Below are 14,378 nucleotides of genomic sequence, written 5' to 3'. Positions count from 1 at the left end.
CGCATCGCCAGCCCCCGGTGCTGCCACTAGAATCGGGGCATGCGCACGACGACACCCGACCGCCCTTCGCTGGCACCGCGCCACTGGCCCGTGTGGCTGGGCGTGGGCCTGTGCATGGCGCTGGCGCGGCTGCCCTGGGGCCTGCAGCGCGCACTGGGCGCCGCTACCGGCTGGCTGGCGCTGCACCTGCTGCCCGACCGGCGTGAAGCCGCGCGCACCAACCTGGCGCTGTGCCTGCCGGAGCTGGACGACGCTGCGCGCGAGGCGCTGCTGCGCGCCAACTTCCGCGACGTCGGCATCGGCCTGTTCGAGTTCGCCCGCGCTTGGTGGGGTGACGTCGCGCCGATGCGCGCCACTGCCCGCATCGAGGGCCTCGACATCCTCCAGCGCCTGCAGGCCGAGGGGCGCGGCGTGCTGCTGGTCTCCGGCCACTTCATGACCCTGGAGCTGTGCGGCCGCCTGCTGTGCGACCACGTGCCGCTGGCCGGCATGTACCGCAAGCATCGCAGCCCGGTGATGGAATGGGCCGTGCTGCGCGGTCGGCTGCGCTATGCCAGCGCGATGTTCGGCAACGGCGATACCCGCGCGGCGATCCGCCACCTCAAGCGCGGCGGCATGCTCTGGTATGCCCCGGACCAGGACATGCGCGGCAAGGACACCGTGTTCGCGCCCTTCTTCGGTATTCCCGCTGCCACCATCACCGCCACCCACCAGTTCGCGCGGATGACCGGTTGCGCGGTGGTGCCGTTCTTCCATCGCCGCGAAGGCAGCCGATATGTCCTGCGCATCGGTGAGCCCCTGGCACCGTTCCCGACCGGGGACGCCGTAGCCGACAGCACCGCGATCAACGCGGCGATCGAAGCGATGGTGCGTGAGGCGCCATCGCAGTACCTCTGGCTGCACCGGCGCTTCAAGCGCCAGCCGGACGGCCGGTCGCGCTACGACTGAGCGGCGTCCTCCGGGCCATCGCGGCCCCACAGGCTGCCCGCGTACAGCGCGGCGAGCAGCAGCAGCACGCTGCCCCAGAAGGTCGAATACGCCGCAAGGTGGGTGTTGAGCGGGAATACGCTGGCCGCCAGTGCCAGCATCGCAGGCCGGGCACGCTCGCGTGCGGCGGGGGCGGCATAGCGCCAGGCCCGCCACGCCAGCGCCGCACCGGCGAGCCACAGCAACAGGCCCAGCACGCCGGTTTCGCTGAGCACCTCCAGCACGATCTGGTGGGCGTGGAAGGCGGCGCCGCTACCCCAGGCCGCTGGCCTGCCAGGCTCCGGATCACACGCCGGAAACGCCTCGCGGAAGGCGCGCGGCCCCACGCCGTTGATGGGATGTTCGCGGATCATGCACAGTGCGGCAGACCAGATGCGACCCCGGCCGGACAGCGCGGCATCCACTCCGTCCGGCTGCGCGGTCAACGCCAGTGCGGTGCGCTGCACGCGTTGGTGCACTTGCGGCGAAACCGCGCTGGCCGCGGCCAGCACCAGCGCGCTGGCCACGAAGAGTGCCGCCAGCCTGCGCGCCCCCAACGCGCGCCAGCCGGTCCACACCAGCACCAGCGCGAAGGTCAGCCACGAGGCCCGCGAACCGGCCAGGATCAGCACAACGCCCATCGCCGCGGCGGCCAGCAGCCAGCCCGCCTGCCCCAGGCGCTCGCGCGCAGCCGCCAGGGCGAACGGCGACAGGCTGGCCAGCACGATGCCCAGCTTGAGGTTGCAAGGCCCCAGCACGCCCGACAAGCGGTCCGCTGCGGCGATCTCGCGGGCCGAGCACATGCCGTGGCCGCTGATCGCGTGCTTGGCCTGGTCGAGGAGCCAGAACAGCGGACTGGTGCCGATGGCGGCCTCGACCAGCGCATCCGCGGTCCATGCCAGCGCGATGACTGCCAGCCCGCCGAATGTCCTGCGTCGGCCTTGCTCGTTGGCAACCGCGGCGGCCACCACCCAGAGGAAGGGCAGATAGCGCAGGTCGATCAGCACCTCGCGCAGCGCGCGCAGGCCGTCCTCGGCATCCACTGCCGCCAGCACTTCGGGCAACCAGTAGGCGGCAAACAGCACCGAGGTGAGCGCCCAGGCGGGCCCACCCAGCAACTGCTCCCCGCCACGGAAGCGGCTGGCCAGCAGCCTGGTCAGACCCGCCAGCGCGCCCAGCACCAGCACCGCCTCGGCGATGCCGCGTGCAGGCCAGAGCGCCACGAAGGTCAGCACCCAGGCGGGTGCCCACCGCCAGCCCGGCGCCTGTCTCTGTGTCTCGATCGCGATCATCCGGCCATGCTCCCGTACAGCGCCAAGGTCGCCTCCTGCATCGCGCGAAGGGTATAGGGCATTGCCGCCGATGGCGATGGCGGGGCGTGCAGCAGCGCACGGGCGCGCACAGCCAATGCATCGGTATCGAAGGTCGTCACCGCGCCCGCAGGCTGCAGCTCTTCCAGCAGCTCGCCGACCCCGCCATGCGCCCAGCCCAGCACCGGCCGGCCCACCGACAGCGCCTCGATCACCGTGCGCCCGAACGCTTCCGGCTTGCGCGACAGCTGCAGGACCAGGTCACTGGCTGCGTAGGCTTCCGCGATCGCAGCGGTCGGCGCGGTGATCGCCAGCGCCGCCTCCACGCCAGCGCTGCGCGCCAGCCCCCGCAATTCGTCCAGGTAAGCCTCGCGCCCGGCCTGCAGCGCGCCCGGCAACCAGAGGCGGACGTCGTCCCCTCCTGCACGCAGCGCCGCAAGCAGGGCGATGGCATCGGTGTGGCCCTTCAGGCGGGTGCCGCGGCCGGGCAGCAGCAGCAGCGGCCCCGTACCGCCAAGCGCCGGATGCAGCGCCGCCACGCGCGTGCGCGCAGCGCGGTCCGGCCAGGGCGCCGGCGGGAACTCCGCCGCGTCGATCCCGCGCGGAATCACCACCAGCCGGGCGGGATCCACCCACGGGTAATGCCGCAGCAGATGGGCGCGCACGGTGCGCGACACGCAAATGACCCGCTCGCCGCGCGCCATGATGGCGCTGTAGCGGGACGGCGAATTCAGGCCGTGGGCGGTGGTGATGAAACGCGGCCCACCGTCGCCCATCCCGCGCAACGCCAGCCACGCCAGCCATGCCGGCAGGCGCGAGCGTGCGTGGACGATGTCCGCATCACGGACCAGGCGCCGCAGTGCGGGCACGTGGCGGAGCACCCACGGCGACTTGCGACCGATGTCCAGCGCCACGTGCTGCGCACCCAGCGCCTCAAGCCGCGGCAGCAGCCGGCCGCCAGCGGAAACAACCACGGCGCGATGGCCGGCGCGCACCAGGGCGTCGGCGATTTCCAGGGTGGAGCGTTCGACACCGCCCGCGTCCAGCGCCGGCAGCAGCTGCACCACGGTCAGGCGGCGCATCGCGGGCGCCGCAGGCTCAGTCGACCAGGACGTAGGTGGTGCCGCAGTACGGGCACTTGCTGCGACCGCCTTCTTCCACGATCGACAGGTACACGCGCGGATGCTCGTTCCACACCGCCATCGACGGCAGCGGGCAGCTCAGCGGCAGGTCGGCTCGACGCACTTCGTAGTGCGAGCGGGCGGCATCGGCGCCGGGGGACGTGGAAGCAGGACGGGCAGGCTCGGCCATGATGGATGCAATCGTGCGGAACCGTGGGAGTTTACCGCAGGGGGCGCGGAAGCAGGTGCACCGGCCGCCCGTGGCCTGCCCGCAGCTTACGCCGGCAATTCAAACAACAGCACATCGCTGACGGCGGCCAGGCCGCGCAGGGCCAGCGTGCCGCCCTCTTCGACCAGCCCCAGCGCATCGCCGGCCGCCAGCACGCGCTCGCCCACGGCGACTTCGCCGGCGGCCACGTGCAGCCAGTAGCGACGGCCCGGATCCAACGCGGCGTCCAGCGCATCTCCCGCCAGCAGGCGGGTGGCGCGGAGGATGGCGTCCTGGCGCAGCGCGATGGCCCCGTCGGCGCCGTCCGGGGCGGCCAGCGCCACCCAGCGTCCTCGGCGGTCGTCCGGCGCGAAGTGCTTCTGGTCGTAGGCCGGCGCGTGGTTGAGGCGCGCCGGCTGGATCCAGATCTGCAGGAAGTGCACCGGCGCGACGTCCGAGCCGTTGTACTCGCTGTGCTCGATGCCGTGGCCGGCACTCATCCACTGCACGTCGCCGGCATGGATCACGCCGGCGTTGCCGGCGCTGTCCTTGTGCGCCAGCGCTCCGTCCAGCACCACGCTGATGATTTCCATGTTGGCGTGGCGGTGCGGGGCGAACCCGCCGCCAGGCGCGACGGTGTCCTCGTTGATGACGCGCAGCACGCCGAAGCCCATCCACGCCGGATCGTAGTAGTGACCGAAGGAAAACGTGTGCCGGCTCTGCAGCCAGCCCAGGTCCACCGCACCGCGCGCCGCGGCCGGGCGTTCGACGATCATGGCCTCAGCCCTGCGGCGCGGCGTCGGCGGCCGGCGCGTCGGCCAGCGTGCCTTCGGTGGTGATGCGCAGCTGCACCTCGTCACTGACGTTCGGCGCATAGGCGCCCACGCCGAAGTCGGTGCGCTTGACGGTGGCGGTGGCGGAGAAACCGATCGCCTGCTTCTTCAGCATCGGGTGCTCGCCGGCGCCGTTGAGGGTGACGTCCAGGGTCACCGGCCGGGTGATGCCCTTGAGGGTCAGCTCGCCGGTTACGGTGAGCTTATTGGGGCCGGCGGCGGCCACGCGGGTGCTCTTGAAGGTGGCAGTCGGGAACGCGGCGACGTCGAAGAAATCACCGCTCTTCAGATGCTCGTCCAGCTTGTCCACGAAGGTGTCGATGGCGGTGACCGGGAGGGTGACCTGGACGCTGGACTTGCTGACGTCGGCGGCGTCATACACCAGGGTGCCCTCGCTGATGGCGAAGTGGGCGCTGGGCTGGGAGAACCCGAAGTGGGTCCACTGCGCCAGCACGTCGGTGTGGCTGGGGTCGAGCACGTAGGTGCCGGACACGGGCGTGATCGCCGCGACGGCCGGAGCAGCGGCGGGGGCCTGGGCGGCAACCGGTGCGGCAACGGGCGCGCTGGCAGCCGGCGCGGCCGATTGGCTGCAGGCGGTGACGGCTGCAGCGATGGCCAACGGCAACAACAGGGTGCGGATCGTGGTCTTCATGGGCGGGAGCCGAATGGATGTAGGGGGCGAGAGGGGTCAGGCGATGCGGCAGGCTTCGTCGAAGCCCAGGCGCGGGGAACGCGGGAAGATGCTGGCGGGGTCGCCATGGCCCAAGTTGACCAGGATGTTGGAACGGACGGACGTGCCGGCGAAGAACGCTTCGTCCACCTTGGCATTGTCGAAGCCGGTCATTGGCCCGCAGTCCAGCCCCAATGCGCGCGCAGCCAGGATCAAGTAGGCGGTCTGCAGGGCGCTGCTGCGCATCGCCACCCAGGCCAGATTGGCCTCGTCGCGGTGCTCGAACCAGGCCTTGGCGTCGGTGTGCGGAAACAGCACCGGCAGCTTCTCGTAGAAGCGCATGTCGTAGCCCACGATGGCCACCACGGGGGCCGCCATGGTCTTCTTGTAATTGCCCTCGCTCAGCGCCGGGCCCAGCTTGGCCTTGGCCTCGTCCGACTTCACGAACACGATGCGCGACGGCGTGGTGTTGGCCTCGGTGGGGCCGAACTTCATCAGGTCATACAGCCGGCGCAGGGTCTCGTCCGACACCTCGCCGGTGAAGGCGTTGTAGGTACGGGCGGTGCGGAACAGCTGGTCGAGCGCGGCATCGGAGAGCATCGAGGACATGGCATTCCCTGTATCGTGTATGGGCGACAGTGCACAGTGTATAGTTCCACTGGCGCGCGCAATGCAGCATATTCGGAACGAATAGATGCAGAACATGCAACGAAGCGCGCCTTCGCCCCCTGCCATTTGCGCCCTGCACGACGGCCGCGCAGGCAATGCCCGGCAGGCACTGGCACTGGCGCATGCCCTGACTCCGCATCCCGATGCACATGTGCTGGCAGCGCGCGCCCCCTGGCGCTGGTGGGCGCCGCGCAGGCTCCCCGGCGATGGTGCCGCGTTCGGTCCGGACTTCGCTGCGCTGCGTCGGCAGCCCCCCGCCCTGGCCATCGGCTGCGGCCGTCAGGCCGCGCTGGCCACCCGGCTGCTGCGCACGCGCGGCAGCATGGCGGTGCAGATCCTGGACCCGCGCCTTGACACCCGCCACTGGGATTTGGTGGTCGCACCGGCCCATGACGGCCTGCGCGGCGACAACGTGGTGGCCACGCTGGGCAGCCTGCATCCGGTGGACGACGATTATCTGCTTTGCGCGATTGCCGCGTTTCCCGCGCTGGCCGCCCTGCCTTCCCCGCACACGGTGCTGCTGGTCGGCGGGCCCACCCGGCATGCGGGGCTGGACGACGACGCTTTCGAATCGCTGCTGCAGCGGCTGGCAGCGCAGGCACGCGCGGAAGGCGGCAGCTTCAGCGCGATCGCCTCGCGGCGCACGCCGCCCGGCTGGCGCGCGGCGCTGGGACGCGTGGATGCCGCGCTGCCCGGCCTGCGCTGGCGCGACACCGGCGACGGCGCCAACCCCTATGCCGGGCTGCTGGCCTGCGCCGACCGGCTGGTCTGCACGCCGGATTCGGTGAACATGCTCAGCGAGGCCGCAGCGACCCGCGCGCCGCTGTTCGCATGGGCGCCGGAGCGGCTGCAGGGCCGGCCGCGCCAGTTCCTCGACGCCCTGCTGGCCAGCGGCCGAGCACGCCCGCTGGACGAGGCGTTGGCGGCCTTCCCCGTCACGCCGCTGCGCGAAACCGCACGCGTGGCCGAGGTCGTGCGCGAACGCCTGGGGCTGGCCACTGCCCCGATGTCGGCCAAGGCCTGACCACGGACGACATGCGCCACGGCAACGCTGGGCGATGCACCCACCGTCCTCTGCGACGGCGAAGGGTCACTGACCCGCGGCCTGCCCCCCGTCCACGAACTGCAGCCCCTGCGCATCGATCGCCGCGCGGATGGCGGCGCGGGCCTGCACAATGCGGGCGTCGTTCGGCGCACGCCGCGGGCGTCGATCCAGCGTGCAGCGCAGGCCGGTATCCAGCAGGTCGGCGTGCGCCTGCACCAGCGCCGCGTGGGTGGCCGCATCCAGCGCCCCCACCGCATGCGCCGCATCCAGCAATGCCGCAGTGGCGCGCGGCACCCGCAGTGCCGGTGCGCGGGCAGCGTCGCGCAGCACCAGGAACTGCAGCAGGAACTCCAGATCGACCAGGCCGCCCTCACCCTGCTTCAAGTCGAACAGCGCAGCGTCGCTCCGGTCCAGTTCGGCGCGCATCCGGCGCCGCATCGACCCCACGTCGTTGGCCAGCGCATCCGCTGCACGCGGCATCGACAGCACCTCGGCACGCACGGCCTCGAACACGGCCGCCAGCGCCGCATCGCCGGCAATCGCGCGGGCGCGCACCAGCGCCTGATGCTCCCAGGTCCACGCCCGGTGGCGCTGGTAGTCGGTGAAGCTGGCCAGCGTCGATACCAGCAGGCCCTTGGCGCCGTCCGGGCGCAGGCGCACATCGACATCGAACAAGCGGCCAGCACCCGTCCGCACGCCCAGCAGGGCCACGATCTTCTGTCCCAGCCGCGCATACCAGCGCGGCGCATCCAGCGGGCGCGGGCCGTCGGACATCGCCTCGATCGGCGCATCGAACAGGAACACCAGGTCCAGATCCGAGCCGAAGCCCAGTTCCTCGCCGCCCAGGGTGCCGTACCCCAGCACGGCGAAGCGGCCGCCGGGGATCTCGCCGTGCGCCGCCCGCACCTCGTCCGTCGCCAACCGCAGCACGCAGGCGACCACCGCATCGGCCAGCCGGGCCAGCCGACGCGCGCAGTCCTGCGCATCGATGCGGCCGTCCAGCAGCGCCAGCGCGAAGCGGAAGCTGAGTGCTTGCCGCACTTCGTTCAGCGCGTCCAGCGACGCCTCGATATCGCCGTCGCGCAGCACCGCGGCACACTGCGCCCGCATCGCGTCCGCATCCGGCAGCTCGCCGCCCACGCGCACGTCCAGCAACTCGTCCAGCAGCAGCGGATAGGCGGCCAGCCGCTCGCCCAGCAGCGCGCTGCGGGCCAGGGTATCGACCAGGCGCGCCACCGCCACCGGCTGCTCGTCAAGCAGCGCGAGGTAACTGGAGCGACGCAGCAGCGTGTGCAGCAGCGGCAGCACCCGCCGCAGCACGGCATCGGGCTGGACCGACGCAGCGGCCTGCTGCAGCAGCGCAGGCAGCACCCGGTCGAGGCGCGCGCGCGCCGCATCCGACAGCTCGCGCACGCCGGGCGTGCGCGCGAAATCGCGCAGGGCGGCATGCAGGTCGCCGGCATGCGCGAAGCCGGCGGCCGCCAGCGTCTCCGCCCCGCCGTGGTCGGGCAAGGCGCGCCAGTAATCCGCCAGCGCGTCGCTGCCACTGGCGCGGCGGCGGCGCGGCGCCAGCAGTGCGGAAAATTCCTCCGTGACGCGCGCCCGGTGCCCGGCCAGGGCCGCCGCCAGCGCCGCCCAGTCGGCGAAATCCAGCGTGATTGCAATGCGCGCCTGTGTCAGTGCATCACCCGGCAGCGCATACGTCTGCGCATCCGCCAGCATCTGCAGGCGGTTCTCCAGCCGGCGCAGGAAACGGTAAGCCTGCGCCAACGCCTCGGCGGCCTCCACCTCCATGTGGCCAGCGTCTGCCAGCGCGTGCAGGGCCTGCAGCAAGCGTCGGGTGCGCAGTGCCGGCTCGCGTCCGCCGCGGATCAGTTGCAGCGCCTGCGCCAGGAATTCGATCTCGCGGATGCCACCCGGGCCCCGCTTGATGTCGTCGGCCATGTCCTGTCGCGCCACCTCGGCAGCGATCATCGCCTTCATCGCGCGCAGGCCATCCAGCGCGCCGTAGTCCAGATAACGCCGGTACACGAACGGCCGCAGCGTCTCCAGCAGGCGCGCGCCGGCGTCCAGGTCGCCCGCCACCGGCCGCGCCTTCTGCCACGCGTAGCGCTCCCAGTCGCGGCCCTCGCGCTGGAAGTACTGCTCCATCGCCGCGAACGACAGCGCGATCCGGCCGGCGCTGCCGAACGGGCGCAGCCGCAGGTCCACGCGGTGGCAAAAGCCGTCCGCCGTCACCTCGTCCAGCAGCTTGGCCAGCTGCTGGCCCAGCCGCGCGAAGTAATCCTGCGCGTGCAGCGGGCGCGGGCCGTCGGACTCGCCTTCGTGCTCGTAGGCGTAGACCAGGTCGATGTCGGAGCTGAAGTTCAGCTCGCTGCCGCCCAGCTTGCCCAGGCCGAACACCACCAGCCGCTGCGGCGTGCCGTCGCCCGCGCGGACCACGCCGAAGCGGCGCGCGAAGTCGGCTTCCAGTGCCTCCAGCGCCAAGCGCAGGCAGGTTTCCGCCAGCGCGCTGCTGCCGGCCAGGATTTCCTCCACGTCCGCGCCTTCGACCACGTCGCGCCACACCAGCCGGGTGGACTCGGCTTGCCGGTAGCGCCGCAGCTGGCGCGCCCAATCGCCGGGCGCATCGGGCGCCAGCACCGGCGGCGCCAGCGGCGTGGCCGCATCGGCCCGCAGCGTCGCCAACAGCGCGCCCTGGCGCGCCAGCACGTCAATGGCGAAATCGCTGGCCAGCGCCAGACGCGCGACGGCGGCCTCGTCCTGGAAATCGCAGCCGGCAGCGCGCAGGCGCACCAAGGCGCGTTCGCGGATGCCGGCCAGCGCCGGCGTGGTGTCTTCGCTCATGGCCTGATTGTGGCATCGCCGGCGCGCGGCTATCGTGCGCCACCATGAGCGAATTGCTGGATCTTGCCGCGCTGCTCCGCGCGGACACCCCGCTGCTGGTGATCGAAACGCCGGACGAACACCGGGTGATGGAGCTGTTCCGGCAGTCGCTGATGCACGTCTGGCGGGCACTGTACCGCTGGAGCGTCACCGAGGGCCTGCGCCGGATCGACATGGACCGCGAGGACGACAGCGGCCTCGCGCCCGACCTCAGCGCCACCCTCAACGCGATGCGCGATGCCCAGCAGCGCGGCGTCTACCTGCTGATGGACGCAACGCCCTATCTCGGTTACGCCAGCTACCAGCGCGCCCTGCGCGACATCATCCAGCGCCGCGGCTGCCAGCCGCACGTCGTGGTCCTGGTGGGCACCAAGGTCGAGCTCCCCGAGGCGCTGGCACCGTTCGCGGCCCGCTTCTCGCTGCGCCTGCCGGATGCCAACGCCCTGCTCAAGCTGGTCAAGGACGAGGCACGCGAGTACGCCCTTCAGAACGGCGGCAGGCGGGTGGAAGCGAACGCCGACGCGGTGCGCCAGATCGTCCGCAACCTGCACGGTCTCACCCTCACCGATGCGCGCCGCATCGCCCGCCACCTGATCTGGCGCGACGGCGCGCTGGACTTCGACGACCTGCCGGAACTCGCGCGCCTCAAGTTCGACCTGCTCAACAAGAGCGGACACCTGCATTACGAGTACGACACCGCGCGCTTCGCCGACGTGGGGGGTGCGGCGCGCCTGAAGCGCTGGGTGGAACAGCGCCGGCCGGCGTTCACCCAGGATCCCGCCCCGCCCGGATTGCCGCCGCCGCGCGGGATGCTGCTGCTCGGGGTGCAGGGCTGCGGCAAGTCCCTGCTGGCCAAGGCGGTCGCCGGCGGCTTCGGCGTGCCGCTGGTGCGGCTGGACTTCGGCGCCCTGTACGACAAGTACCAGGGCGAGACGGAAAAGAACTTGCGCGACGCCCTGGCCTCGACCGAGCAGCTGGCGCCCTGCGTGCTGTGGATCGACGAAATCGAGAAGGCGCTCGCCACCGACGGCGGCGATACGGACGGCGGACTGTCCCGGCGCGTGCTGGGGCACCTGCTGACCTGGATGGCGGAGCGCCGCAGTCGCGTCTTCATCGTCGCGACCGCGAACCAGGTGCAACAGCTGCCGGCGGAGCTGCTCCGCAAGGGCCGCTTCGACGAACTGTTCTTCGTCGACCTGCCCGGCCCGGCGACCCGCGCCGAGATCTTCGCCCTGCACCTCGACCGCCGCGGACTGCCGCGCGACCGGATCGACCTGTCCGCGCTGGCGGCCGCGGCGGACGGCTATTCCGGCGCGGAGATCGAGCAGGTCATCGTCAGCGCCCTGTATGCCGCGCACGCCAGCGGCGGGACCCTGGACACGCACCTGCTGATGCAGGCGATCCGCGACACCCGACCGCTTTCCGTGGTGATGGCCGAACAGGTGCAGGCGCTGCGCGACTGGGCACTGCCACGCACGGTGCCGGCGGACTGAGGCCGCGCGTCACCCGGAGCGCAGGCATAAAAAAGCCCGCTTCGACCGGAGTCTCAGCGGGCCTGCTCCCTCCCCCACGTCGGGACGCGGGGTGATCGTGAAGGAAGCGTTAGTGCCTTGCACGCTGCACTGCAAAAAAGGACTCGCCGGTTCACGAATGCCGACGCAACAGTCAGTCCGGCCGCGGCCCCTTGCCCAGGTCCTTGAGGATTTCCCGCGCCGCGTTGCGCCCCGGCAAGCCCGTCACGCCGCCACCGGGATGGCTGCCGGAGCCGCACAGGTACAACCCGCCGAACGCACCGCGGTAGGCGCCCTGGCCCAGCAGCGGGCGCGCGCTGAACATCTGGTCCAGCCCCAGCGCGCCGTGGAAGATGTCGCCCCCCATCAGGCCAATGCGCCGCTCCAGGTCGAGCGGACTCAACGCTTCATACCCCAGCACGCTGCGGGCGAAGTTGGGCGCGTAGTCGTTGACGGTGTCGATCATCAGCTTCGCCACGGTGTCGCGGTGCGCGTCCCAACCACCGTCCGCATCGGCGATGGCCGGGTTCACCTGCTGGCAGAACAGGCTGGCCACGTGCTGGCCGGGCGGCGCCAGTGTGTCGTCCAGGGTCGAGGAGATCACCACTTCGACGATGGGCTTGCGCGCCCAGCCGGGGTTGTGCGCGCGCGACTTGGCATCGAAATAGGCCTGCTCGAAATACCGCAGCGACGGCCCGATCAGGATGCCGCTCTGGTGGTGCGGCTGCAGCCGGGTGCCGGGCATGGCGGTGAAATCCGGCAACTCCGACAGCGCCACGTTCATGCGGAAGGTGCCAGACCCGCAGCGATAGCGGCGGATGCGCTGCGCGGTGTCATCGTCCAGCTGGCCAGGCTTGACCAGTTTGGAATACAGCAGCTTCGGGTTGAGATTGCTGGCGACGATGCCAGCGCGCAGCTCGCGCCCGTCCGCCAGCGTCACGCCCACCGCCTTGCCGCCTTCCACCAGCAGCTGCGCCACCTCGGCCTCTGTTTCGATGGCCACGCCGCGCGCTTCGCACTCCTTGCGCATGGCCTGGGTGATCGCGCCCATGCCGCCGATAGCGTGGCCCCACGCGCCGGCCTTGCCGTTCACCTCGCCGAACACATGGTGCAGCAGCACGTAGGCGCTGCCCGGCGTGTACGGGCTGGCGAAATTACCGACGACCGAATCCCAACCCAGCGCGGCCTTCAGTGGCTCGCCCTCGAACCAGTCGTCCAGCAGCTCGCCGGCGGACTTGGTGAACAGGTCCAGCAGGTCGCGGCGGCCGCGCATGTCCAGCGACTTCAGCTGCTTCGCCACCGCCGCGGAGTGGAGCCAGTCCGCCAGCACGAAGCGATCGCTCACGTTCGGCGGCGTGCGCCGCATCAGCTCGCGCAGCACGACGACGATGCGATCGAGCATGGCGTAGTACTCCGGCAGGCGCTGCGCATCGCGCGCCGACCACTTCGCCACCTCGCTCTGCGTGTGCTCGCCGCCGAGGCGGAAACTGCGCCCGTCCGGCAGCGGCAGGAAATTCGCGTAGGGCCGCTCGACCACGCGCAGGCCGTGCTCGTGCAGACGCAGGTCGCGGATCACCGCCGGGTTCAACAGGCTGACCGTGTAGCTGGCCACCGAATTGCGGAAGCCGGGATGGAATTCCTCGGTCACCGCCGCGCCGCCGACCAGGTGGCGGCGCTCCAGCACCCGCACCTTCAGGCCGGCACCCGCAAGATAGGCGGCGCAAACCAGGCCGTTGTGGCCGCCGCCGATGATCAGGACATCCTGTTGCGTGTCGCGCACGTGCACCCACCGGATCCGGGACGATGCGCCGATGATCCGCGCCCGGCCGTGAAAACGGAAGGCCTGTTGAAGTGGCCCATCCCGGCCCGGAAAGCAGCGTCGAGACACATGCTGGTGCTGCAGGCGTTGGGCGCTACCGCATGGCGATGCAACCCGTCCGCGGGGTGATGGTGCATTCCGGTCAAGGCTCCCAGTTCACCAGCAGCCGCTGGCATCCGTTCCTGAAAATGCATCGGATGGTGCCGCGAAATCACCAAGGTTCAGTGGATTATTCAGACCTTGCCGAGGAAAGGTCTGAGCAACTCCGCTGCCCTCGGCAAAAATTCGGTTAGAACCCGGCGAGTGCTCACCCTCGAAATGCGGTGATGGCGCCGGTGTCTGCGGGAGCGCAGGCACAAAAAACCCCGCGAATCCGCGGGGTTGGCTGCGACACGTGGTTGGTGGCTATGGGTGGACTCGAACCACCGACATTATGAGAACGTGTGCGATCGGATATCTCATTGCCGTACAAAATACCGGAAAATACTTCGTTATACATCAGATGCTTAGGCGACCCCTGACAGGCGATCTACTTTAAAGTCAATCTAAGCTATACAAAATCGGACACAGAGCCTTGTAGAACGTGTACCCTGACACTCCGACGCCCAGCCTGAGTCTGTGTGCCTGATCTGGTAGCTACGCCCAACGGGGAGGTCGCGGATGACGACGCCGCACTCGCAGCCATTTTTCCAACCCCGGCTGGAATCGAGGCAGTCTGGCTTATAGAAGCGCTGCTCAGCGTTTTCGATTCAGTGCCTTGGGCAACAGCACTGCTCGGCGGGGACCAGTACAGATCGGTCTTGGAGAAGATCCTCGAGCGCCGCAATTTTTCTTTGCCTGACGGGCAAAAAGGTCGATTACGCGTTGAGCTGACCGGGCAGTACGCCGCCGCAGGGTTGATGGTCGGCAGACGGGGCGAACTTCCCGTTCGAAGCATGCAGTCGTTCCGCGCTCTGATATGGCTTGTCTTAAAGCATTCCACCACCAGCCGGAACGCTACACACGTCCGAGATCTCGCGAACGCTGTTCGCGCAGCGGCCAACTTGAGGGGCGGCCAACCTAACCCGCTCAATGACGTATTACCTAATCTAGCCGCGGCAAATTGCCTGCAGCAAGCCATCGAGAGCCTCGCCCCCCTCGACAGTTCAACCCACCAGACACTGAAAAACACTTGGGTGACATGGCTGCGCCCGTCTCTAGAGGCCTTAGAGAAAGACCCGGGTTCTACCCCGAAATCACGGACGGTTGTGAAAGAGCTGAGAACTTCTGATCCTGCCTGGCGACCCTACGTCGCATCCTCGGGTTGTGGAATCGCTCGATGTATTCGAACACATCGGACC

At 70.1% G+C, this 14,378-nt stretch carries 12 protein-coding genes; 4 read left to right on the top strand and 8 right to left on the bottom strand.

Annotation, left to right across the window (positions count from 1 at the left end; genetic code table 11):
* Positions 1-39: 39 nt before the first annotated feature.
* On the top strand, positions 40-948 hold the full coding sequence (gene lpxL / locus ACK4SG_RS11600; RefSeq protein WP_409601913.1) for an LpxL/LpxP family Kdo(2)-lipid IV(A) lauroyl/palmitoleoyl acyltransferase: 909 nt from the start codon (positions 40-42) through the stop codon (positions 946-948).
* On the opposite strand, the gene ACK4SG_RS11595 is transcribed toward lpxL, so the two are convergent.
* From ACK4SG_RS11595 to ACK4SG_RS11570, 6 genes are all read right to left on the bottom strand, one after another.
* Positions 939-2,258, bottom strand: a complete 1,320-nt coding sequence (locus ACK4SG_RS11595) for an O-antigen ligase family protein (RefSeq protein ID WP_409601912.1) — start codon at positions 2,256-2,258, stop codon at positions 939-941. The genes lpxL and ACK4SG_RS11595 overlap by 10 nt on opposite strands.
* Entirely contained in the window at positions 2,255-3,358 is a 1,104-nt protein-coding gene (locus tag ACK4SG_RS11590; RefSeq protein ID WP_409601911.1) for a glycosyltransferase, read from the bottom strand. The genes ACK4SG_RS11595 and ACK4SG_RS11590 overlap by 4 nt, the downstream gene beginning before the upstream one ends.
* Before the next feature lie 16 nt (positions 3,359-3,374).
* Positions 3,375-3,587, bottom strand: coding sequence for a zinc-finger domain-containing protein (locus ACK4SG_RS11585; RefSeq protein WP_409601910.1), 213 nt, complete (start codon positions 3,585-3,587; stop codon positions 3,375-3,377).
* An 86-nt stretch (positions 3,588-3,673) separates the two neighbouring features.
* The gene (locus tag ACK4SG_RS11580; RefSeq protein WP_409601909.1) at positions 3,674-4,381 is read right to left on the bottom strand and encodes a pirin family protein; all 708 of its coding nucleotides are present in this window, start codon (positions 4,379-4,381) and stop codon (positions 3,674-3,676) included.
* A 4-nt stretch (positions 4,382-4,385) separates the two neighbouring features.
* Positions 4,386-5,090: a YceI family protein gene (locus tag ACK4SG_RS11575; RefSeq protein WP_409601908.1), complete on the bottom strand. Its 705-nt coding sequence runs from the start codon at positions 5,088-5,090 to the stop codon at positions 4,386-4,388.
* 36 nt (positions 5,091-5,126) lie between these two features.
* Positions 5,127-5,717, bottom strand: coding sequence for a malonic semialdehyde reductase (locus ACK4SG_RS11570; RefSeq protein ID WP_409601907.1), 591 nt, complete (start codon positions 5,715-5,717; stop codon positions 5,127-5,129).
* Between the two features lie 94 nt (positions 5,718-5,811).
* Between ACK4SG_RS11570 and ACK4SG_RS11565 the strand changes: the two genes are divergently transcribed.
* Positions 5,812-6,801, top strand: coding sequence for a mitochondrial fission ELM1 family protein (locus ACK4SG_RS11565; protein ID WP_409601906.1), 990 nt, complete (start codon positions 5,812-5,814; stop codon positions 6,799-6,801).
* A 66-nt stretch (positions 6,802-6,867) separates the two neighbouring features.
* On the opposite strand, the gene glnE is transcribed toward ACK4SG_RS11565, so the two are convergent.
* On the bottom strand, positions 6,868-9,669 hold the full coding sequence (glnE, locus tag ACK4SG_RS11560; RefSeq protein ID WP_409601905.1) for a bifunctional [glutamate--ammonia ligase]-adenylyl-L-tyrosine phosphorylase/[glutamate--ammonia-ligase] adenylyltransferase: 2,802 nt from the start codon (positions 9,667-9,669) through the stop codon (positions 6,868-6,870).
* 44 nt (positions 9,670-9,713) lie between these two features.
* On the opposite strand from glnE, the gene ACK4SG_RS11555 reads away from it, so the two are divergent.
* A complete protein-coding gene (locus ACK4SG_RS11555; protein ID WP_409601904.1) occupies positions 9,714-11,201 on the top strand; it encodes an AAA family ATPase in 1,488 nt (495 codons plus the stop codon).
* A 172-nt stretch (positions 11,202-11,373) separates the two neighbouring features.
* Here the strand turns inward: ACK4SG_RS11555 and ACK4SG_RS11550 are convergent, their stop codons facing one another.
* Entirely contained in the window at positions 11,374-13,005 is a 1,632-nt protein-coding gene (locus ACK4SG_RS11550; RefSeq protein WP_409601903.1) for a phytoene desaturase family protein, read from the bottom strand.
* A 653-nt stretch (positions 13,006-13,658) separates the two neighbouring features.
* Between ACK4SG_RS11550 and ACK4SG_RS11545 the strand changes: the two genes are divergently transcribed.
* Positions 13,659-14,378: hypothetical protein (locus tag ACK4SG_RS11545; RefSeq protein WP_409602085.1), on the top strand; the 720-nt coding region annotated here is incomplete at its 3' end.

The organism is Thermomonas sp. (assembly GCF_046293095.1).
In the GTDB taxonomy this organism is placed as follows: domain Bacteria; phylum Pseudomonadota; class Gammaproteobacteria; order Xanthomonadales; family Xanthomonadaceae; genus Thermomonas.
Note: the sequence above shows the minus strand (reverse complement) of the source record. Positions and strands in the feature narration are given on the sequence as shown.

Coding starts and splice junctions, on each gene's coding strand:
- ACK4SG_RS11570 (WP_409601907.1), bottom strand. CDS start 5,717: ATGTCCTCGATGCTCTCCGATGCCGCGCTCGACCAGCTGTTCCGCACC.
- lpxL (WP_409601913.1), top strand. CDS start 40: ATGCGCACGACGACACCCGACCGCCCTTCGCTGGCACCGCGCCACTGG.
- glnE (WP_409601905.1), bottom strand. CDS start 9,669: ATGAGCGAAGACACCACGCCGGCGCTGGCCGGCATCCGCGAACGCGCC.
- ACK4SG_RS11565 (WP_409601906.1), top strand. CDS start 5,812: ATGCAACGAAGCGCGCCTTCGCCCCCTGCCATTTGCGCCCTGCACGAC.
- ACK4SG_RS11595 (WP_409601912.1), bottom strand. CDS start 2,258: ATGATCGCGATCGAGACACAGAGACAGGCGCCGGGCTGGCGGTGGGCA.
- ACK4SG_RS11575 (WP_409601908.1), bottom strand. CDS start 5,090: ATGAAGACCACGATCCGCACCCTGTTGTTGCCGTTGGCCATCGCTGCA.
- ACK4SG_RS11590 (WP_409601911.1), bottom strand. CDS start 3,358: ATGCGCCGCCTGACCGTGGTGCAGCTGCTGCCGGCGCTGGACGCGGGC.
- ACK4SG_RS11580 (WP_409601909.1), bottom strand. CDS start 4,381: ATGATCGTCGAACGCCCGGCCGCGGCGCGCGGTGCGGTGGACCTGGGC.
- ACK4SG_RS11555 (WP_409601904.1), top strand. CDS start 9,714: ATGAGCGAATTGCTGGATCTTGCCGCGCTGCTCCGCGCGGACACCCCG.
- ACK4SG_RS11585 (WP_409601910.1), bottom strand. CDS start 3,587: ATGGCCGAGCCTGCCCGTCCTGCTTCCACGTCCCCCGGCGCCGATGCC.